The organism is Sphingobium sp. FG58 (genome assembly GCF_057809055.1).
In genome coordinates, this window is sequence record NZ_JBMDJF010000005.1 from 137,992 (window position 1) to 158,414 (window position 20,423).

The window sequence follows — 20,423 nt, forward strand, 5'->3', positions numbered from 1 at the left end:
CTCCCGATAACTATTATGGAGCGAGGATCAGGCCGGGGGCCGCCCCTGCCTACTGGCAGATGCAACAGGCGCTGGATAATCAGTGCGGCTTATGGTCGCGCTTGATTTTCTTGGCCAGGCTCCATTTATGGACTTCGGTCGGGCCGTCATAGATGCGGAAGGCACGGATTTCGCGGAACACCTGCTCGACGATCGTGTCGCCGGTCACGCCCGTACCGCCCATCACCTGCACGCATTTGTCCGCCACCCGCATCAGCGCTTCAGACACCGCCACCTTGGCCATCGAGCTTTCGACCGTGCCGAGCGCGCCCGTGTCCAGCACCCCGGCGCACCAGTCGATCATCAATTCGCATTGCTGGAGGTCGATCAGATTTTCCGCCAGCATGAAGCCCACGCCTTCATGGTCGACCAGCGGCTTGCCAAAGGCCATGCGGCGGCAGGCATAGGCGGACGCAATCTCATGCGCGCGGATGCAGGCGCCCAGCCAGCGCATACAATGGGACAGGCGCGCGGGCGACAGGCGGACCTGGGCATATTTGAAACCCTCGCCGCTTTGGCCCAGCATCTGGTCGGCAGGCACGCGCAGATTGTCGATGGTGACGACGGCATGGCCGCCCGGCATGGAGCTGTCGATCGTGTCCAGCACCCGATCGATACGGATGGCGGGATCGGGCAGGTCGATCAGGAACATGCAGGCGCCGTCGGTTGATTTGGCCATGACGATGCCCACCATCGCCCCCTGCGCCCCGGTGATGAACGCCTTGCGGCCATTGATGACCCAGTGATTGCCGTCCTGATGGCAGCGCGTCTGCATCATCGACGGGTCCGACCCCGCGCCGCCATCGTCCGCCGGTTCGGTCATGAAGAAGGCGGAACGCCCGCAGCCTTCCAGCAGGGGCTTGAGGAAATGCGCCTTCTGCTGCTCCGTGCCGACCTTGCCCAGCAGATACATATTGCCCTCGTCAGGGGCCATGGTGTTGCAGGCCAGCGGGCCGAGCGGCGAGAGGCCCGACTTGATGAGGACGGTCGCCGTCTCGCGCTGGGTCAGGTGCGATCCGTCGGGCAGGACATGGGGGGTCAGCACGCCAGCCGCGCGCGCCTTTTCCCGCAACTCCATCACCAGATCGTCGCTCGGACCATGAAAGCCGCAACGCGGGTCGCTCTCATAGGGGACGACAGTCGTGCGGACGAAGGCTTCGACCCTGTCGGCAATGGCCTGCGCGCGATCGGTGCTGAACATGGGACTTCCTCTCAAATATCGGATTGCGCCGTCGCACGGGCGATGGCCGCCAGTTCGGGCAGGGTTTCGACCAGCGATTGCGCTTCGGGTGATGATGCCGTGCCGCGCGCCAGCCGTCCCTTGATGCCGTGGATGATCGCGGCGAAGCGGAACATGTTGAAGGCGAGGTAGAAGGACAGGTTGGCGATGCCGTCCCGTCCCGTGCGGGCGCAATAGGCCGCGACATAGTCAGCCTGCGACGGGATATTGAGCACGCCAAGATCCGCGCCCTTGAAGCCGCCGATGATGTGCGGTGGCAGATGATACATCATCAGATGATAGGTAAAGTCAGCGAGCGGATGGCCCAGCGTCGACAATTCCCAGTCCAGCACCGCCAGGATGCGCGGTTCGACCGGGTGCCAGATCATATTATCGGCGCGGAAATCACCATGGACGATGCTGGTTTCATCGCCCGCCGGTATCTGCGCCGGCAGCCAGTCGGTCAGCCAGTCCATATCGGCAAGCCGTCCCGCTGCCTCATCCTCCTGATATTGGCGCGACCAGCGGGCGATCTGCCGCGCGAAATAATTGCCCGGCTTGCCATAGTCGCCAAGGCCGATCGCCTGATAGTCGATGCCGTGCAGCTGCGCGATGGCGCTGTTCATAGCGTCGAAATAAGCCGGGCGTTCGGAGGGCGTCAGCGACGGCAAGGTAGAGTCCCAGAAGATGCGCCCTTCGACCATATCCATGACATAGAAGGGCGTGCCGATGACGGCGGCGTCATCACACAGGCCATGGACCGGCGCGACAGGGAAGCCGACCTGCCCAAGCGCCGCCAGCACCCGATATTCGCGCTCCACGGCATGGGCGCCGGGCAGCAATTGCCCCGGCGGCTTGCGCCGCATCACATAGGCGCGGCTTGGCGTGACCAGGCGATAGGTCGGGTTGGACTGGCCGCCGTTAAACTGTTCGACGATGAGCGGCCCGGCATAGCCTTCCACATGGGCCTGCATCCAGCGATCGAGCGCCACGCTGTCGAAGCCATGCCCCGCGCGCACCGCGCCGGTGCCGCCGAATTTATCCTGCCGGTCAACGCCCACGGCCCCATCCCTCTCCCGCACCAGATTGCATCCCGCCATGCGACGTCCCGCTGGCTTTGTCCCCTGTGTTTTGTTTCAGGTGCCGCCGACCTCTCGAAAATCGCAGTTAGCAACGCCGGGATTATGGCGCATCCCTCATCATCGGAACGAGGACGCAACAAGCGCGGGTTTCGGACTGCGCATCGTAAGCGTCGGAAAACAGGGAGAGTATATGCAAACGGATCACTTCATACGGCCGGTCATGCTGGCATTGGGCAGTGCGCTCCTATGGAGCGGCGCGGCCATGGCGCAGGAACAGGGGCCGCAGGCAGATGCTGAGGCGGTCGATCCAAACGCTATCATCGTCACCGCCCGCCGCCGCGAAGAGAGCCTTCAGGATACCCCGGTGGCGATCACGGCGGTCAACGCCGCGATGCTGGAAAACAAGGCGGCGGTGAATATCGGCGACCTGACCGGTGGGGTTCCCAACCTGCTGATCACCAACCAGAATGCGGGCGCAGCGGCAGCCAACCTGGCGATCCGCGGGCTGACCTATGCCGACGTCGAAAAGTCGCAGGAACCCACCGTGGGCGTCGTCGTCGATGGCGTGTTCATCGGCACCAGCACCGGGCAGTTTTTCGACTTTTTCGACATTGAGCAGATCGAAGTGCTGCGCGGGCCGCAAGGGACCTTGTTCGGGCGCAACACGATCGGCGGCGTCATCAACATCCGCCGCACCCGCCCAACCGGTGAGTTCGGTGGCAAGGTCGAAGTGTCCTATGGCAAGTTCAACACGCTCGCGACCCGCGCGGTCGTCAACGTGCCGCTGTCGGGCGACGGCAGCGTGGGCGCCAAATTCTTCCATTTCCACAACGAAACCGACGGCTGGTATCGCCAGTCGCAGACGGGGGAGCGGCGCGGATTTGGCAATAATGAGAATTTCGGCGGCTCCATCCTGATTGCGCCAAAAGGCAGTGATTTTGACGCCTTGTTCACGCTGGAAAAACAGGTCCAGAAGTCCGATCCGGTTGTGTCCAACCTGACCAACAGCACCGAACTATTCTGCGGCTTCATTCCGGCCAACGAGTGCAACCGTAACAACACCACCGACCTCTACACTGTGTTCGGCCTGCCCAACCTGACCCAATATTCCGCGCCCGCCGCGACGCTGGAGATGAATTATGATCTGGGCGGTGTGAAGCTGACTTCGGTCACCGGCTGGCGCAAATCGCGTGAGAACCAGACGCAGGATTTCGACGGATCTTCGACCGACCTCTATTATGTCCGTCGCCAGCAGCGCTACGAGCAGTGGAGCCAGGAAGTGCGCGCCGCTGGCAAGTTCAGCGACAGTTTCGACTATGTCGTGGGTCTCTATTATTTCAGCTCCAAATATCAACTGACCCAGCATAGCCGCGTGTTCGGTTTCGCGCCGACCGTCGATCCGCTGATCTTCGACACCAACCCGCAGGTGGTGAACGGCAAGACCAAGTCGATCGCCGTGTTCGGCGACTTCAACTGGGCCTTTGCCGACCAGTGGCGCCTGTCCTTTGGCGGTCGCTTCACCCGCGACAAGAAGGCGCTCGACAACAGCTTTGGCGGGACGGAAATCGGCCGGGGTGCCGACACGTTCAAGAAGTTCACGCCCAAGGTCGGTGTCGATTTCCGTCCGAACGACGACATCATGTTCTATGGCAGCTGGTCGCAGGGCTACCGGTCGGGCGGCTTCTCGCCCCGTGCCGGCACCGCCGCCAGCGCCGGTGTCGCCTATCAGCCCGAAGTGGTCGACAGCTTCGAAGTCGGCGGCAAGTTCGACCTGTTCGACCGCAAGGTACAGTTCAACGTCGCAGCCTTTTATTCCAGCTACAAGGATCTGCATCAGAACAACACGCTCAGCTGCCCGTCCTGCTCCACCGGTAACGAGACGATCACGTCGAACGTCGGTTCGGCAAAGATCAAGGGGCTTGAGTTCGACTTCACCGCACGGCCGACGTCGCAACTCACGATCACCGGCTCGCTCGGCCTGCTGGACTCCAAGTTCAAGGGTTTTATCGTCGGTGGCATCTCGCCGGTGACCGGCGCGGTCGTGCCTTATGATTTCTCCGGCAACGACCTGATCTACAACCCGAATATGACGGCGTCGCTGGGGGCGGACTACACCGTCCCGACCAGCTTTGGCGAAGTCATCGCTAACCTGAGCTATCGCTATATCGGCCGCTATGACCAGCAAATCTCGATCGGCGGCCTGTCCGGCAACCTCAGCACCGGGCCGATCATCGTGACCGGCAATGACCCGCGGGTGCGGACCGACAAGCAGGGTCTGGTCGACGCCAGCCTGACCACCAAGTTCGATATTGGCGGGACGGAAGCACGGCTGACGGTCTTTGGCCGGAACCTGGCCAATGATCGCGGGCCGACCCATGGCTTCACCGTCGGTGGCCTCTGGTCCTTCGGCACCGCGCGCGAACCCCGCACCTATGGCGCGACGCTGGGGGTGAAGTTCTAAGACATCAGCGAGAGCGCGAGAAGAAAGGGCCAGGGAGATGATCCCCGGCCCTTTTTTACAATCATACACACTGCAAACTATATGGACGATCATCATCCCCTGTCAGGCAGAGCTATTGCATATACCCTTTCATTATCCCTCCAACGTCATGCTGAACTTGTTTCAGCATCCATCGTGCCCCAGAAGCCGCAGTTCGTGACGAGGAATGGATCCTGAGCCGAAGGCCAGCGAAGCTAAATAAATTCAGGATGACGATGAACGAGGGGACGGTTTCATATGCGATAGCCCTTCGCTGGCAGATGAGGATTTTTGTAGCCGATTTGTAGATACCGCTATCGCGTCCCTTGGGCGGACGCAAAAAAGGGCGTCGGAGCCATCGCTCCGACGCCCTCCCTTTTACTCAACCCCGGATCAGAGTTCGTCGTTCAGATATTTCATGATCGTGTTCTGGAACTGGCGGATCTGGATTTCCTGATAATTGGCCAGTTGCACCTTGCCGTTGAGCGAGGCTTTGAGGCCGGTCTGGACATAGGGCAGATTGTCCATATCCTGTTCGAACACGTCCCCCAATATGCCCAGCTCCGGCGCTTCGGTCCATTTCTGGTCAACCGACAGAAACTTCATTGGCGGCGCCTTGGGATGCGCCTGGCCTGGGGGGACGCGGGTAAGGACGCGCACTTCCATCAGGCAATGATCGACATCGTGCCAGGGACGCCAGCGATAGACGATATTCGGCTGGAACCCGGCCCAGGGGCTGAAATTGGGGAATACATTATAGAGCAGCGCATCCATCATTTCCGCGTCGGACGCGAAGCTGACGTCATGGCCGAACATGGCGGTCGTGGTATCGCGCAGCGACGCGCCCAGCGCCGCACGGGCGGTCGCGCCTTCGGGCACCGTGACGTTGTAGCCGCCTGCCGCTGCTTCCTTATCCTCATAATTATCGGACGATCGGCCATTATATTTGACGAATTCATCGACGATCCACTGCTCCGCCTTGCCCGCCGGGTCGACATGGGGGGACATGGTGCCGAACGGCGTGACCGTCAGGTTCACATAGTCGCCATAGATATTATACATCGAATTGGCGTCGCCGGTGAAGGGCAGCAATTGCGGATGGGTGACGACGGTGTGCCAGCTTTCCATGAAAGCCTCCATCACCACCTTCCAATTGGCCGGAACCACCTTGCCCACCCACATGGCGGTGGCGCATTCCTCATGCCGCCAGCGCTGGAAATGATCCGGCATGGGGGCGAGAAATTCCTCCAGCGTCGGGCCGTCGGCAGCTTCCCGGATGAAGATATAGCCGCCCCAGCGCCCCACGCTGATTTCCGGCAGCGCCATGTCCTCTTCCTTGAGGTGAGCGAAGTCCCAGCGGCAGGGAATTTTCTTGATCGACCCGTCATTATTCCAGGTAAAGCCATGGAAGGGGCATTGCAGTTCGGCCGACCAACCGTCCTGCGTCTTGAGCTTGCGCCCGCGATGCAGGCAGACATTGGCGAAGGCGCGAACCGACCCATCCTCCTGCCGGATCAACAGGAAGGATTTGCCGACATTTTCATAGACGACATGGTCGCCCGCCTCCGGCAACTCCTCGTCCCGCGCGGCAAATTGCCAGGTACGCGGCCACATTTTGCGCTTTTCCGCCTCGAAAAATTCAGGGCTGGTGTAGCGGCTGGCCGGGATCGGCTCCGACCCCAGATTCTCATATTCGTCAGTATAGAGAAATTCGGGTACATGGTTGGTGTCCGCCAGCATCAGGTCGCGGACGCTGGTGCCGGGGCAGCGCGGCAAGGGCGCGCCTTTGATCCGGTGGTCGCTTTCAGCCATTAATCTCTCTCCTGCCATTCCGCCTGCTCTGCCGCACGGGCATAACCGCACGTTGAAACCTTGGTCGTTCGTTCAAATATACCGTCGCGGTCATTGCGCGACCATCCCCCCGTCGACGACAAATTCGCAGCCGGTGATGTAGCGCGCATCGTCGGACGCCAGAAAGGCGACCATAGACCCGATGTCGGACGGCTCGCCCATCCGGCCCATCGGTATGGCCGCGACGATCTGGTCGAACACGTCCTTGTTGTCGGCGATCGCGACCTTCTGCATGTCGGTCCAGATCATGCCGGGATGCACAGTGTTGACGCGGATATTGTCGCGCGCGGTTTCCAGCGCGACCGATTTGGAAAAGAGCCGCACCCCGCCCTTGCTGGCGGCATAGGCGGCGGTGCCTTGCACCCCGACCAGTCCCGCTACCGAGGACAGGTTGACGATCGACCCGCCATGACCCTGCGCCCGCATCTGATCGATCGCCACCTTGGTGCCCAGATAGACGCTGTCCAGATTGACAGAAATCTGTTTGTGCCAGTCGGCAGAGGTCATCTCGCTCATCGCGCGCAGCACGGCGATACCCGCATTGTTGACGAGAATGTCGATCTTGCCGAACGCGGCAATTACTGCGTCGATCAGCGCCGTCCAGCCCACTTCGTCAGTGACATTCTGCGCCATCGATTGGGCGGGAACCCCTTGCGCGCGCAATTCTTCGGCACGGGCGGCGACGGCGGCGCCATCCAGATCGGTCAGGAACAGGCTGGCCCCCTGCCCCGCCATTTTCAGCGCCGCGGCAAAACCCAGCCCATTCGCCGACGCAGCACCCGTCACTACCGCCACCTTACCCTTAAGGTCGATCATCATCCGCCAGACATCCTCATCCGATAGTTTGCACCGCAGAGTGACGCCTGTGCGGCGCGGTGCAACTAGCGCTAGTCAGAGTCCCCCTCGACCTGACGCGCGCTACCTATGACCTTATCGAGTTCCGGCCTGGTCACGCGCGCGCTATGATGCGGGCAAAGCCATAGCGGCGAACGATAGAGAGGGTTGTGCATGGGCTATCATGACGTCATCGGCCAGGAAGCCGAAAAGATGCTGGAATATGTCGAGACCGGCACGACCGACAGCGCCCCTGACACGATGGAGGTGCCAGCATCCGCCTATACTGACCCCGCCTATTGCGCACGGGAGAAAGCGGAAATCTTCATGAAGATGCCGCTGCTGGCCGCTCTGACCGCCGAAATGCCCAATCCGGGCGATTACAAGGCGATGGACCTGATGGGTAAGCCCGTCCTCATCACCCGCAAGAGCGACGGCACGGTCGCAGCGATGATGAACGTCTGCTCCCATCGCGGCATGATCCTGAAACCCGAAGGCCATGGCAATACCAAACGCTTTTCCTGCCCCTATCACGCCTGGACCTATGGCAATGACGGCAAGCTGATCGGCGTGGCCGAGCCGCATAAATTTGGTCCGCTGTGCAAGGAAGAACGCGGCCTGACGCAATTACCGGTGGCCGAAGCGGGCGGGATCATCTGGATATGCCTGACGCCGGGGCTGGAGTTCGACATCGCCGCGCATCTGGGCGGGATGCTGGATGATCTTGAAGCCTATGATCTGGGCAGCTGGCATTATTGCGGGTCGCGGCGGATTTACGGGCCGAACTGGAAGATCGCCTATGACGGCTATCTGGAGGGCTATCATTTCGCCGCCGCGCACCCGACCACCATCCATCCGCGCAGCTTCAGCAACATCATGAATTTCACAGCCTTCGGCCCGCATATGCGCGTGGGATATCCGCAGGTGCGGATCAAGGAAGCGTTGAGCGCGATTCCGCGCGCCGACTGGGGCGAGCATGAGAATGAAGGCTATGACTTCGTGCGCACCATCTTCCCCAATATCAGCATCTTCTTCGCGCCCGAAATCACCCAGGTCGCGCAACTCATCCCCGGCGACACACCTGGCAGCAACACCACCAACCTGATGTTCATCCGCCGCCAACCGCCCAAGGACGATGCGGATGCAGCGGGTATCGAAGCCATGATGGACTGGCTGCGCGACGTCGTGAATGACGAGGATTATGGCGTTGGATTGCAAGTGCAGAAGGGGCTGGAGTCCGGCGCGATTCCCTCGGTGATCTTCGGCCGCAACGAGCGCGGCAACCAGTATTTCCACAAATATGTGGACTATCTCCAGCGGGCTGACCCGAACGAGGCACCGCCTGAGTTGTAAGGCGGGCGTCTACATAGTGACCTGTCAGACCACTCCCCATTGAGGCTAGAGGAATTACCGATGCCCTTTCGTACCCCCTCTACGTCATGCTGAATTCATTTCAGCATCCATTTCTCGTCACGTGCGGAGGTTTGTGGGGCACGATGGATGCTGAAACAAGTTCAGCATGACGAGGGTAAATTAGCGATAGCCCTGCCCTTGTTGGGAACGTCGGGTGCGGGCGTGCTACCGCCCGCGTAAATCCTCACCGTCAGGGAAGGCGATGAGACGCAAGTATGGTGTCTTGATCTTACAACGTCGTCACGCCCTCATTCAGCCGCACCACCGTCTTGCCCGTGGTCTTGCCCGACATCAGGTTGATGAAGGCGCTCGGCGCATTTTCGATGCCCGTGGTGACATTTTCCTGCGCGATCAACGCGCCTGATCTGATCCAGCCGCCCAGTTGCGCCTCCGCCTCAGCCAGCATGTCGAGATGCTCATAGGCCAGGAAGCCGCGCATCGTGATGCGGTTGACCAGTATCTGCCACAGGTTGCGGATCGGGTAGGGATCATTGTGGTTGTTGTAATTGGCCATCATGCCACAGGTCACGATCCGACCGAACGCCGCCATATTGGGCAGCATCGCGTCGAGTATATGCCCGCCGACATTGTCGAAATAAACGCCGACGCCGTCGGGACAGGCCGCCTTGATCGCCGCATCCAGATCCGCCTCCGCGCGATAGTCGATCGCCGCGTCGATGCCGAAGGTGCCGGTGACCAGCGCCGCCTTGTCCGGCGATCCGACGATTCCGACCGATCGGCAGCCTGACAATTTAGCGATCTGGCACCCGACGCTACCGACAGCCCCCGCCGCCGCGCTCATCACCACCGTATCGCCCGCCTTCATCTCGCCGATGCGCTTCAGGCCGACATAGGCGGTGATCCCCGACCAGCCCAGCGCCCCCATATAGGCGGTCAGCGGCACGGTGGGATCGACATGGACATTCTCGATCGCGAGATTGGCCGGGTTCAGGATCGAATATTCCTCCCAGCCGACAAAGCCGCGGCCATAATCGCCCTCCTTGAACGCCGGATTGCGCGACTGGACGACGCGGCCCAGCACCATGGTCGGGATCAGGCCACCAATCGCGACCGCAGGCAGATAACTGTCATCATTGGCATCCAGCATCCCGCGCACGGCAGGGTCGATGGCGAATACCTCATTCTGGATCAGGATTTCACCATCCTCCAGCGCCCGCACCGGATTGTCGACCAGCGCGAAATTCTCTGGGACAGGGACACCGTGGGGACGCGAGGCAAGGACTATCTGGCGGTTGATCACGGCGTTTCTCTCCAGGGACTGCGCTTTGCGCCCGCTATGCCCCGCCCCGTTGGCCCGTAACACTGGCGAAAGGCACAGCTTGGCGCGAACGTCCCAAGAAAAAGCGCGCGAAGCCTGTGGCCTCGCGCGCTTCAAGGTTGCGCTATGGGAGAGGAAATTCAGCGCGAAGCGAACTGGCGGCCCTTGGTCGCGATGGCCCAGCGCTGCGGCGTCGCGCCCGGCGCGCCTTCGCGCACGAAGCACTGGCCGCGCTGCGACTGGATCGTCCGGCACGCGGTCATCGCATCGTTGCGGCTGGCAAAGCCGCTGATGGCGAGGCGATGATAGGGCTTGCCCTTGACCGTCGCCTGGCTGGTGAGAACCGGGAAAGCGGCAAGCGTGCTGTTGCGGCCCGCCATGCTCATCCATTTTTCCTTGGCGATCGCCGCCGTGTCATAGGCACCCAACTGGACGACCCAGTTGCTGGCACCAGCGCTGACCGGCTTGATGAAGGCAGCCTGCTGCATCCGGGCGACCGGTGCAGCGGCTGCCACAGCCTGCGCCTTGGCGCGAGCCTTGCCCGCAACCGGCTTGGCCTTATGATCTTCGATGATGAAGTCGCGGGCCGCGACGCGGACCGGTGCGGTCTGGGCGACCGGCGCGGGTTCGGTAACCGGTGCGGCGGCTGGTTCGACCGAGGCGGTCTGCACCGGCACTTCCGCCTGGGCTGCGGGCAGCGGCGCAGGGTCAGACGGCGCAGCAGCCATTTCGACCGGCGCGGACGTAGCTGGCGCAAGCGCCAACGCCACCGGCTGGCCAGCATCGGCGGCATCGATCGTCACGCCCATCAGCGCAGCAACGCGCTGCGGCGCGGCGGAGGGTTCGGCAATCTGCGCCCAATCGGAAATACGCTTGTTCGCGGCGAGCGGATCAAGGTCCATGCCCACGATCATGCGCGCATCCTTCCAGCGGCCAGCCAGCGCATAGGCATAGGCCAGATTCTGGCGGGTGCGGGCGGTCGCGGACGGATCGTGGATCGCTTCGGACAGGATACGCACACCTTCGGGCGCGTCGCCGGCCATCGCCATCGCCAGACCATAGTCGCCAGCAGGAACGGTATCGGCATGGGCGAGCAGCAGGCTGCGCGCGCTATCGGCGCGGCCCTGCGCAACCTGCACCAGCGCCAGGCTGACGATCGTGCGCGCGTCATTATTGCCCAGCGTCATGGCGTCGGTGAGCGCAGCTTCAGCCGATGCGAAACGACCGGCCAACACATAGGCCCGGCCCAGCATCTGGCGATAGGCGGCGTTCTGCGGCGCGAGTTGCACCGCTGCCTCAGCAGCCGCAATCGCCTTGCCGCCGTCGCGATCGGCCAGCGCCTTTTCAGCCGCGATGGCAAGCTTGGTCGGGTTGCCCTTTTGCTGGACAGCCGATGCGGACGGACGGAAGGCCGCCCCGGTGCAGCCAACCATGGTGGTGGCGACCAGCAGCGATGAAATCGCCGCCTTTGCAAATGTGTTGCGCTTCATAGTCCTACCCACCCTTCAATCACTGGTTGCCGCGCATGTGCGGCAGCTGCTGTGTCAGCCGGTCAATTTCCGGCAGGCCGTTGAGAAAATTGTCGAGAGATTCGGTGACGATCTGCTGCGCCGAACGGCCGGTAATGGCGCAGGCGAGCCGCAGTTTGAGATGACGATCCGCGTCGATCCGCAGCGTGAAGGCCGCCTTGCGACTGGCCGTGGCTTTCGCCTTGATCGGCGCTGCCTTGCCCGCGATGCGTTCGGCCAGTTCCTCACGCTCGATTACGACCGGCGGCACCGGTGCCGGGACTGGGACCGCCGCCGGCATCGGCGTCAGGCCGATCGCGACCGGCTGCTCGTCCACCGGCAATGGCGCAGGCTCCACGTCGAAACCCATGTCGTTCCAGCCCAGATCATCCTGCTGCACGGCAGCGCCCGCAGCACGGCCAAAGCCTAGCATGGGACGGCGCATGGCGGGCTGCGCCGCGCCCTTGCGGGCAAGCAGGCCGGAGGTGAGCGATGCGAGGGGTTTGGGTTCAGCCATGATGCGTCCCCCTTACTGGCCGATCACGCGGCGGCCGAAGCCCCCGCCGACCGGACGGGTTGCGACGGTGCCGACGCTGCCCTGAGGCACGGAAAAGACCGTGCGGCGGAAATTCTTTTCGAGCCGGTCGGAGATATAGGACCACAGCGCCACGACCTCCGCCGCCGACCGTCCCTTGGGATCGACCTCCATCACGGTGCGACCGTCGATCATCGATGCCGCAAAATCGGTGCGGTGGTGCAGCGTGATCGGCGCGACCGTGCCATGTTGCGACAGGGCGACGGCGGCTTCCGACGTGATCCGTGCCTTGGGCGTTGCGCCGTTCACCACGAAGATCAGCGGCTTGCCCGCGCGTTCGCACAGATCGACTGTCGCGCCCACGGCGCGCAGGTCGTGCGGGCTGGGACGGGTTGGCACGACGATCAGTTCGGCAACGGAAATGACGCTCTGGATCGCCATGGTGATCGCTGGCGGCGTGTCGATGACGGCAAGCTTGAAACCCTGCTGCCGCAATATTTCCAGATCGGCGGCGAGCCGCGCGACGGTCGTTTGCGCGAAAGCGGGCAATTCCGCCTCACGCTCGTTCCACCAGTCGGCCAGCGACCCTTGCGGATCGATGTCGATCAGCACGACAGGACCGGCCCCGGCAATCTGCGCCTGCACGGCCAGATGGCCCGACAAGGTCGTCTTGCCAGATCCGCCCTTCTGCGATGCCAAAGCCAAAATCCGCACGCAAATCCCCCCAGAAAATCCAGTTCCGTCTGGGATTGCCATAACCGCGCCTAAAATTCGGTTAATGAGCGGGGAAGTTTGATTGACGAAGTGTCAACAGGGTTAAGCGCGTTTCAAGCATGATGTGCTTATGATAATCAGACATTAACCTTGTTTCATCATAGCCGATGCAAATCTATTGGCGCAGGAGCATGTGCATATGAAGCGTATCTGGGGAGCTTTGGCTGTCGGCGCCATGATGGGCATCGCGGCACCGGTGTTGGCCGACGTAAAGACCGGGGTCGATGCCTGGCAGCAGGGCGATTATGCCAAGGCGATCGGCGAATGGCGACCGCTGGCGCAAAATGGCGATCCCGACGCGCAGTTCAATCTGGGCCAAGCCTATAAGCTGGGCCGCGGCGTGCAGCCGGACCTCAACGCCGCGATGGACTGGTATCGCAAGGCCGCGACGCAGGGGCATTTGCGGGCAGAGGATAATCTGGGCCTGTTGATGTTCCAGCAAGGCGACCGGGCGGGGGCCATGCCCTATCTCCAGCGCGCCTCCGTGCGGGGTGAGCCGCGTGCGCAATATATTGTCGGCACCGCGCTGTTCAACGGCGACCTGATCGGCAAGGACTGGGTCCGCGCCTATGCGCTGATGACCCGCGCGTCCACGTCTGGCCTGGCGCAGGCGACGACCAGCCTGGAGCAGATGGACAAATATATTCCCGAAGATCAGCGCAAGCAGGGTCTGGCGCTGGCGGCGACACTGGAACAGTCGGAAAAGGGCGGCGCGCTGGCATCGGCCAGCCCCGCACCTGTTCGCCCCACGCCATCGAGCGTGCGGACGACCGAACTGCCGCCATCGACCATCCGCCAGCCGGTGACCGCGCCGCCGGTCCCCAAGCCGGTTCCGGTCAAACCCAAGCCCACGCCGCAGGTTGCTGTTGCCAAGCCCGCGCCGCAGGTCGCGGTCGCCAAGCCCAAGCCGACGCCGCCAGCGCCCCGTCCTGCCAGCACCGTCCCTGCCCCCGCCACATCGGGCGGATGGCGCGTCCAGTTGGGCGCGTTCGGCGAGGAAGGCCGCGCGCGCGGACTGTGGGGCCAGTTGACTGGCAAGGTCAGCGGCCTGTCAGCCTATCAACCCTATCTGGTCAAGGCAGGTGCCGTGACGCGCTTGCAGGCCGGGCCAGTCGCCAGCAGCGACGACGCCAGTCGTCTGTGCAGCCGGATCAAGGCGGCAGGCGCGGACTGTATCCCGAAGAAAATGTAAAAGATCAGGCCAGCACGGCCTGATCCACTATCCAGTCGCGAAACTGGCTGAGCGCCGGATGGGTCGGTGCGTCCAGCGGGCGGGCGAGATAATAGGCCTGATCGCTCGACAATGGCCGGGCGAAAGGGATGACGAGGGTTCCCGCCTCCAGCTCCGGCCGGATCAGGAAACTGGGGATCAGCGCCACCCCGGCCCCCGCCGCAGCCGCCTGCGCCAGCATCAGGAAATGTTCAAAGGCAGGACCGGGTGGCAGCGTCCCCGCCTCCACCCCTGCCGCCGCAAACCAGCGTGACCAGGCATCACGCCGCGAACTCTGGCTGAGCAAAGGGGCGGTCAGCAGGTCGGCGGGCTGCCGCAATGGGTGCGCGGCCAGCCAGCCCGGCGCGCAGACCGGCACCGCTTCCTCGCGAAAGAGAAAATCCATCGTCGCGCCGGGCCATTCCTCCGGCGTGCCGAAATGGATGGCGGCGTCAAACTCCTCCTGCGCGAAATCGAAGGGCTGCGACCGCGCGGCGAAATCCACCACCAGTTGCGGGTGCAGGGCGCTCAGATGCGGCAATCGCGGCGCGAGCCAGCGCATCCCGAAACTGGGCAGGGTCGCGATCTTTAGCGCCGTGGGCGATCGCCGGGTCGCCATGCGCGACGTGGCGCGGCGGATGCGGTCGAGCGCGGGCAGCAGTTCATCGGCATAGGCGCGACCCGCCTCGTTCAGCCGCACCCGCCGCCCCACCCGGTCGAACAACGGGGTTTGCAGCCACTCCTCCAGCTGCGCGATCTGACGGCTGACCGCGCTCTGGGTCAGGCCAATTTCTTCGCCCGCACGCGAAAAGCCACCATGACGCACCGCCGCCTCGAAACTGGTCAGCGCGGTCATGGAGGGTAGCCATTTGCGATGGTCGTTCATTCGCGTCTCGCATCAACAGATGACAGGTCACCATTTGGAAAATCCTGCATAGGCTGAGATAATGCGCCTGTCACCGGGAGCTACCTATGTCGAATGAGAATGATAGCCATGTCGTTTCGCTGACGCTGGCGACACTGGGCGAAACGGCGGGACGGCGGGTGCTGGGCGCGCTGGCGATCGACCCTGCCTTGCTGGCCGAGCGTGGCCCCACGGTATCGCGCGCAGCCTTTGCGATGGCGGTGAATATCGCGCTGTTCGATGACCTGCTGAAACGTGTGCAAAGCGGCGCGGCCTATGTTGCCGATACGGTCGAAAGCGGCGGCCGGGTGACGTTCGACCATGGCGCCTTGCGGACGATACGCCTGCCCGATGGCCCTACCGGCGCGTTGCCGGGCGGCGAGGATGCCTTCACCCGCATATTGCTGCCGCTGGGCTATCAAATGGCGGCCATCTATCCGCTCGATCGGCTGCGCATGACCGGGCGCGCCTATGTTCATGCCGACAGGCCGGAGGCGATACCGCAATTCTTCCTGTCCGAACTGCATGTCGACCGCTTCGACGCAGAATTTGGCGCGGTCGCGGCACGAGTATTCGGCACGTCGCGCGACCCGCTGGGTGACGCAGAACAAAGGGTGCTGGCGCGTTTTGGTGCCGGTGAAGCAGTGACGCTGGACGAAGCGGCAGCCGCGCTGCCGGGGATCGTCGCGGCGTTCGACCGGCAGCATGACATGCCAAGCTTTGCCGATTATCAGACGCTCCTGTCCCGCTCCAACGAAGCGGCGTGGATCGCGACCGAAGGTAATGCCTTCAACCATGCGACCGACCGGGTGGCCGATGTCGCCGCACTGGCAGAGCAGCTGAAAGCGGACGGCCAACCGATCAAGGAAAAGCTGGAGATTTCAGCGACAGGACGGGTGCGGCAGACCGCATTCCGCGCCGACAGCGTGGAGCGGCTGTTCGGCGATGGCGAGTTGCGCGACGTGCCAGGCTCCTTCTACGAATTTATCAGCCGGGACATTGATCCGGCGACGGGCAGGCTGGACCTGGCGTTCGACACCGGCAATGCGACCGGCATTTTCGCGATGACCAGCGCGGGGGCATGACCATGGTGCTGCAATCCTTCGATCCGGCCTCGCGCGAACTGGTGTGGGAAGGACCGGTTGCCGATGCCGCTGCCTGCAACCGGGCGATCGCGACAGCACGGGCCGCCCTGCCCGGCTGGCGCGCACTGGCGGTGGAGGACCGGATCGCCATCGCGCGGCGCTATGCCAAGGTGTTGGGCGAACGGCGGGCGGCGCTGGCCGAGCTTATCTCGCGCGAGACGGGCAAATTGCTCTGGGAAAGCGACGCCGAAATCGGATCAATGATCGCCAAGGTCGAGGTCTCTATCGCTGCCCATGCCGAACGCACTGGGGAACGGGCCACCGACATGCCCTTTGGCCGGGCAGTGCTGCGCCATCGCGGCCATGGCGTGATGGCGGTGCTGGGGCCGTATAATTTCCCCGGCCATTTGCCCAATGGCCATATCGTCCCGGCCCTGATCGCAGGCAATGCCGTGGTGTTCAAGCCATCGGAAATCGCACCCGCCACCGGCGAGGCTATGGCGGACGCCTGGGCAGCGGCCGGATTGCCCGACGGGTTGCTGAGCATCGTGCAGGGTGGCCGGGCCACCGGCGAGGCACTGGTGGCGGGCGATATTGACGGGCTGCTCTTTACGGGATCGGCTGGTGCGGGCGCAGCTTTGCGACGCGCGCTGGTGGACCGGCCGCATGTCATCATGGCGCTGGAACTGGGCGGCAATAATCCGCTGATCGCCTGGGACAGCCCGGACAAAGCGGCCTCGATCATCATCAATTCCGCCTTCATCACCACTGGCCAGCGCTGCTCCTGCGCCAGGCGGCTGATCGTGCCAACGGGCGCGATGGGCGATCAGATCGTGGCAGCCGTCGATGCGCTGGCGGCGCGACTGCCGATCGCGGCCTGGAATGAGCCGGGCGACGCCTTCATGGGACCATTGGTGTCGGATCAGGCCGCCGCCACCGCCCATCGCGCCGTCAGCGACCTGATCGCGCGCGGCGCACAAGTGATCCGGCCTTTCGCCGGGATCGAGGGGCGCAGCGCCGCTTTCGTCACCCCCGGCCTCATCGACATGACCGGTGTGGATGGTCCCGATGCTGAGATTTTCGCGCCCCTGCTGTCGGTGATCCGGGTGCCGGATTTCGATGCGGCGATGCAGGTCGCCAACGCCACCGCCTTTGGCCTGTCCGCCGGACTGATCTCGCAGGACGCAGCGCTGTGGGACAGAATGGTGGAGGAAAGCCGCGCTGGCGTGGTCAACCGCAACCGGCCGACCACGGGCGCAGCGGGCAACATGCCCTTCGGCGGCCTTGGCGCGTCCGGCAATCACCGACCCAGCGCCTATTATGCCGCCGATTATTGCGCCTATCCGATCGCCAGTTTCGAGGCGGACGGGGTGCTGGCCGTTCCGGTCAACGGGCTGGACTGAGCGCTGCTACAGACCCAGCCGCGCCCAGAAATCATCGGGTGCGATCAACGCGCTGCCGCCGCGCGATCGGTCGATCCGCGACCAGCTGCTGTGGGGGATGGTGACGCGCGGCGCGGTTTCGGCGGCACGCGACTGGCGGGAACGGTTGGCTTTACTGGTCATCGTTTTCTCCTTTCATCAAGGGAACACGAAACCGGGCGTGGACGCTTTGGCACCGTGCGCTTTAGCCGTTGGTGACGCGGAGCAAGCTGATCCTTCAAAAGCCGCGAAGCATGATGCTTGCGACTTTATCTAGCGATGTAGTTGGGAATGTCGAAATAGCTTTGCTTGGGGCCATGCGACGCTGGCTTGGCCCCCTCACGCTCACCCGAAACGGTGGAGGGCGCAGAGCTTGTTGCCGGACGGGTCCCGCAGATAGGCGACGTAAAGTCTGCCAAAGCTGGCTTCCCGGACGCCGGGCGGATCTTCGCAGGAGGTGCCGCCAGTCGCGATACCCGCGGCGTGCCAGGCGTCGGTCTGTTCAGGCGATGCCATGGTGAAACCTATCGTCCCGCCATTGGCGCAGCTCGCCGGCTGACCATCCAGCGGCCTGGACACCATGAACACCGCGCCATTATGCAGGTAGATCAGGCGGCCCATATCATCGGTCAACGACGCTTTGCCGCCGATCGCCTGAAACAGCGCGTCGTAAAACAGCTTGGCGCGATCCATATCGTCGGCGCCGACCATGACATGGCTAAACATGAAATACCTTTGGGTGGGATGAGTGATGAACCGACAATCGTCCTGCGCGAGACGCACGGAAAGGGCCAGTCAAGCCAGCCCGGACCGCATCGCTCCAATATGCTGGAGTCAGAAGATCGTGCTGTAGAGAAACCAGCCGACGATCAGCAGGCTCGACACGATGCAGATACGATCACCAAAGACGTCGATACGAGACATCAAAAACATCCTTCCACCATGGGCGATCTTCGTCGCCTCTATGGAAAGATTACATCAGTTTTTACCGAACAGAAACATCAAAATTGCGACGAAGCCACTGATGCGTGCGACGGGCCGCATTTTGCGACCCTTGAACGCCTCTTTGGTCGCTCGTTCGACGGGATCAGCGAAAAGCCGGGCCGCGATGGCGCAGGAAAGAATCGGTTGCCTCCTGCGGCCCGCGATAGGCTTCCTGAAATTCCGCGCTCCAATATTTAAGGTCGTCCAGATCGATCCGCGCGCCGGAAACCGCGCACAGGACGAACTGCCCCGGCCGCACGACATCGAAATGCGGCGTGTCATAATGCAGCACCGCCAGCCCCTGAATATCCGCCATCAGTCGCCCGTCAGGATACGGTCGACCAGTTGCTTGACGGTCGGAACGAAGCCGTTGGAGTAGAAAGGATCCTGCTTGAATTTATAGGCGCCATGGCCGGCAAACACCAGATTCTGGTCCAGGTCGCCGCCATGGACGGCTTCCTGCAACGCCTTCTGGATGCAGAAGCTGCGCGGATCGGCAAGGCGACCGGTCGAGTTGGTCTCGCTATCCATCCAGCTGGAGAAGGCGCATTGGCTGAGGCACCCCATGCAGTCGGTCTGGTCCTTGCGGATCACCGCCCGCTCTTCGTCGCCGACGAACACCAGCGTATTGTCCGGCGTCTTGAGCGCGGAGGTAAAGCCCTGCCCGAACCACTCCCGCGCACGATTGAGGTCGCCCAGCGTGACCCAGAAATGCTTGCCCTTCACGCCCACGTCGAGCTGGTGGGTATGATCGCCCGCCTGTTCGGTGCTGAACGCAATCTGCCGTTCCGAACGCGCTTCCAGGCTGCGCAGGAAGGGATTGCGCACCGCCGAGCTGTAGAAGCCGGTGGGCGAAAAGCGGTGGAGCAGGATGTCGCCGGGGTTCAGTTCGGTCAGCAACGCCTTCCACGCCTGCGGGATCGGGCTTTCCTGCGTCAGCAGCGGCCGGGTGCCGAACTGGAACGCAATGGCACCCAATTCGGGATTGTCGATCCAGTCGTTCCAGTCCTTGAGTGCCCAGACGCCGCCCGCCATCACGATCGGCACATCATCCGAAATGCCGCCTTCGCGCATGGTTGCCCGCAGATCGCGGACGCGGGGATAGGGATCCTGCGGCATTTTAGGGTCTTCCGCGTTGGACAGGCCGTTATGGCCCCCGGCCAGCCAGGGATCTTCATAGACCACCGCCGCCAGCCATTCCGCCGCCTTGGAATAGGCGCGCTTCCACAGCGCGCGGAAGGCGCGGCCGGAGGAGACGATCGGCAGATAGCTGACATTGTAGGAGGCCGCGATTTCCGACAGCTTGTATGGCATACCCGCGCCGCAGGTTACGCCCGCGACCATGCCTTTGGTCCTCTCCAGCACGCCGTGAAGCACGCGCTGCGCCCCACCCATTTCCCACAGGACGTTGATGTTGATCGCGCCCTTGCCACCGGCAATCTCATAGGCGCGCTTCACCTGTTCGACCGCGCCATCAATCGCGTAGGCGACCAGTTCCTCATGGCGGTCGCGGCGGGTGCGACCATGATAGATTTGGGGGATGACATTGCCGAAACTGTCATAGCTGTCGGCATTGACCGCCGACACCGTACCGATGCCGCCAGCCGCCGCCCAGGCGCCCGAACTGGCATGGTTGGACACCGCAACGCCCTTGCCGCCCTCGACCAGCGGCCAGACTTCGCGGCCACCATAGACGATAGGCTTCAACCCCTTGAACAACGACATCTCCCGCGAAAAAGCGACACCGGACCCGACCGGGCAAAGGCCACTGCTATAGCAGCCTTTGCAGTGATTGACGAATTTCCG

At 62.9% G+C, this 20,423-nt stretch carries 18 protein-coding genes; 5 read left to right on the forward strand and 13 right to left on the reverse strand.

Features of this window, described 5'->3' with window-relative positions; translation table 11 throughout:
• Positions 1–79: 79 nt before the first annotated feature.
• Both ACODR8_RS08620 and ACODR8_RS08625 read right to left on the reverse strand, forming a co-directional pair.
• A complete protein-coding gene (locus tag ACODR8_RS08620; RefSeq protein WP_489006865.1) occupies positions 80–1,240 on the reverse strand; it encodes an acyl-CoA dehydrogenase family protein in 1,161 nt (386 codons plus the stop codon).
• An 11-nt stretch (positions 1,241–1,251) separates the two neighbouring features.
• The gene (locus ACODR8_RS08625; protein WP_489006866.1) at positions 1,252–2,340 is read right to left on the reverse strand and encodes a phosphotransferase; all 1,089 of its coding nucleotides are present in this window, start codon (positions 2,338–2,340) and stop codon (positions 1,252–1,254) included.
• Between the two features lie 190 nt (positions 2,341–2,530).
• On the opposite strand from ACODR8_RS08625, the gene ACODR8_RS08630 reads away from it, so the two are divergent.
• Positions 2,531–4,801 (forward strand): TonB-dependent receptor, encoded by a 2,271-nt coding sequence (locus ACODR8_RS08630; protein WP_489006867.1) that lies wholly within the window; start codon positions 2,531–2,533, stop codon positions 4,799–4,801.
• A 411-nt stretch (positions 4,802–5,212) separates the two neighbouring features.
• On the opposite strand, the gene ACODR8_RS08635 is transcribed toward ACODR8_RS08630, so the two are convergent.
• Both ACODR8_RS08635 and ACODR8_RS08640 read right to left on the reverse strand, forming a co-directional pair.
• The gene (locus tag ACODR8_RS08635; RefSeq protein WP_489006868.1) at positions 5,213–6,631 is read right to left on the reverse strand and encodes an aromatic ring-hydroxylating oxygenase subunit alpha; all 1,419 of its coding nucleotides are present in this window, start codon (positions 6,629–6,631) and stop codon (positions 5,213–5,215) included.
• A gap of 90 nt (positions 6,632–6,721) precedes the next feature.
• Complete coding sequence (locus tag ACODR8_RS08640; RefSeq protein WP_489006869.1) at positions 6,722–7,489, reverse strand: SDR family NAD(P)-dependent oxidoreductase; 768 nt, start codon at positions 7,487–7,489, stop codon at positions 6,722–6,724.
• Positions 7,490–7,678: 189 nt separating this feature from the next.
• Here ACODR8_RS08640 and ACODR8_RS08645 point away from each other — a divergent pair, with 189 nt between their 5' ends.
• Complete coding sequence (locus ACODR8_RS08645; RefSeq protein WP_489006870.1) at positions 7,679–8,857, forward strand: aromatic ring-hydroxylating oxygenase subunit alpha; 1,179 nt, start codon at positions 7,679–7,681, stop codon at positions 8,855–8,857.
• A 289-nt stretch (positions 8,858–9,146) separates the two neighbouring features.
• Here ACODR8_RS08645 and ACODR8_RS08650 read toward each other — a convergent pair whose 3' ends face one another.
• From ACODR8_RS08650 to ACODR8_RS08665, 4 genes are all read right to left on the reverse strand, one after another.
• Positions 9,147–10,178 carry an NADP-dependent oxidoreductase gene (locus ACODR8_RS08650; protein ID WP_489006871.1) on the reverse strand — a complete coding sequence of 344 codons (1,032 nt, stop codon included), beginning with the start codon at positions 10,176–10,178 and terminating at the stop codon, positions 9,147–9,149.
• A gap of 158 nt (positions 10,179–10,336) precedes the next feature.
• Positions 10,337–11,686, reverse strand: a complete 1,350-nt coding sequence (locus ACODR8_RS08655; protein ID WP_489006872.1) for an SPOR domain-containing protein — start codon at positions 11,684–11,686, stop codon at positions 10,337–10,339.
• A 19-nt stretch (positions 11,687–11,705) separates the two neighbouring features.
• Positions 11,706–12,221 (reverse strand): hypothetical protein, encoded by a 516-nt coding sequence (locus ACODR8_RS08660; RefSeq protein WP_489006873.1) that lies wholly within the window; start codon positions 12,219–12,221, stop codon positions 11,706–11,708.
• Between the two features lie 12 nt (positions 12,222–12,233).
• The gene (locus tag ACODR8_RS08665) at positions 12,234–12,953 is read right to left on the reverse strand and encodes a ParA family protein (RefSeq protein ID WP_006949984.1); all 720 of its coding nucleotides are present in this window, start codon (positions 12,951–12,953) and stop codon (positions 12,234–12,236) included.
• A 199-nt stretch (positions 12,954–13,152) separates the two neighbouring features.
• On the opposite strand from ACODR8_RS08665, the gene ACODR8_RS08670 reads away from it, so the two are divergent.
• Positions 13,153–14,205: an SPOR domain-containing protein gene (locus ACODR8_RS08670; protein ID WP_489006874.1), complete on the forward strand. Its 1,053-nt coding sequence runs from the start codon at positions 13,153–13,155 to the stop codon at positions 14,203–14,205.
• Positions 14,206–14,209: 4 nt separating this feature from the next.
• On the opposite strand, the gene ACODR8_RS08675 is transcribed toward ACODR8_RS08670, so the two are convergent.
• Complete coding sequence (locus ACODR8_RS08675; protein WP_489006875.1) at positions 14,210–15,109, reverse strand: LysR substrate-binding domain-containing protein; 900 nt, start codon at positions 15,107–15,109, stop codon at positions 14,210–14,212.
• A gap of 86 nt (positions 15,110–15,195) precedes the next feature.
• Between ACODR8_RS08675 and ACODR8_RS08680 the strand changes: the two genes are divergently transcribed.
• Both ACODR8_RS08680 and astD read left to right on the forward strand, forming a co-directional pair.
• Positions 15,196–16,212 carry a 2-oxoadipate dioxygenase/decarboxylase family protein gene (locus ACODR8_RS08680; protein ID WP_489006876.1) on the forward strand — a complete coding sequence of 339 codons (1,017 nt, stop codon included), beginning with the start codon at positions 15,196–15,198 and terminating at the stop codon, positions 16,210–16,212.
• Positions 16,213–16,214: 2 nt separating this feature from the next.
• Positions 16,215–17,615, forward strand: a complete 1,401-nt coding sequence (gene astD / locus ACODR8_RS08685) for a succinylglutamate-semialdehyde dehydrogenase (RefSeq protein ID WP_489006957.1) — start codon at positions 16,215–16,217, stop codon at positions 17,613–17,615.
• Positions 17,616–17,621: 6 nt separating this feature from the next.
• On the opposite strand, the gene ACODR8_RS08690 is transcribed toward astD, so the two are convergent.
• From ACODR8_RS08690 to ACODR8_RS08705, 4 genes are all read right to left on the reverse strand, one after another.
• A complete protein-coding gene (locus ACODR8_RS08690) occupies positions 17,622–17,777 on the reverse strand; it encodes a hypothetical protein (RefSeq protein ID WP_489006877.1) in 156 nt (51 codons plus the stop codon).
• A gap of 201 nt (positions 17,778–17,978) precedes the next feature.
• Complete coding sequence (locus ACODR8_RS08695) at positions 17,979–18,359, reverse strand: VOC family protein (RefSeq protein WP_489006878.1); 381 nt, start codon at positions 18,357–18,359, stop codon at positions 17,979–17,981.
• Between the two features lie 361 nt (positions 18,360–18,720).
• Positions 18,721–18,933, reverse strand: a complete 213-nt coding sequence (locus ACODR8_RS08700) for a DUF2093 domain-containing protein (protein WP_006949998.1) — start codon at positions 18,931–18,933, stop codon at positions 18,721–18,723.
• Positions 18,933–20,336 (reverse strand): NAD(P)H-dependent flavin oxidoreductase, encoded by a 1,404-nt coding sequence (locus ACODR8_RS08705; RefSeq protein WP_217675184.1) that lies wholly within the window; start codon positions 20,334–20,336, stop codon positions 18,933–18,935. The genes ACODR8_RS08700 and ACODR8_RS08705 overlap by 1 nt, the downstream gene beginning before the upstream one ends.
• Between the last annotated feature and the right edge of the window lie 87 nt (positions 20,337–20,423).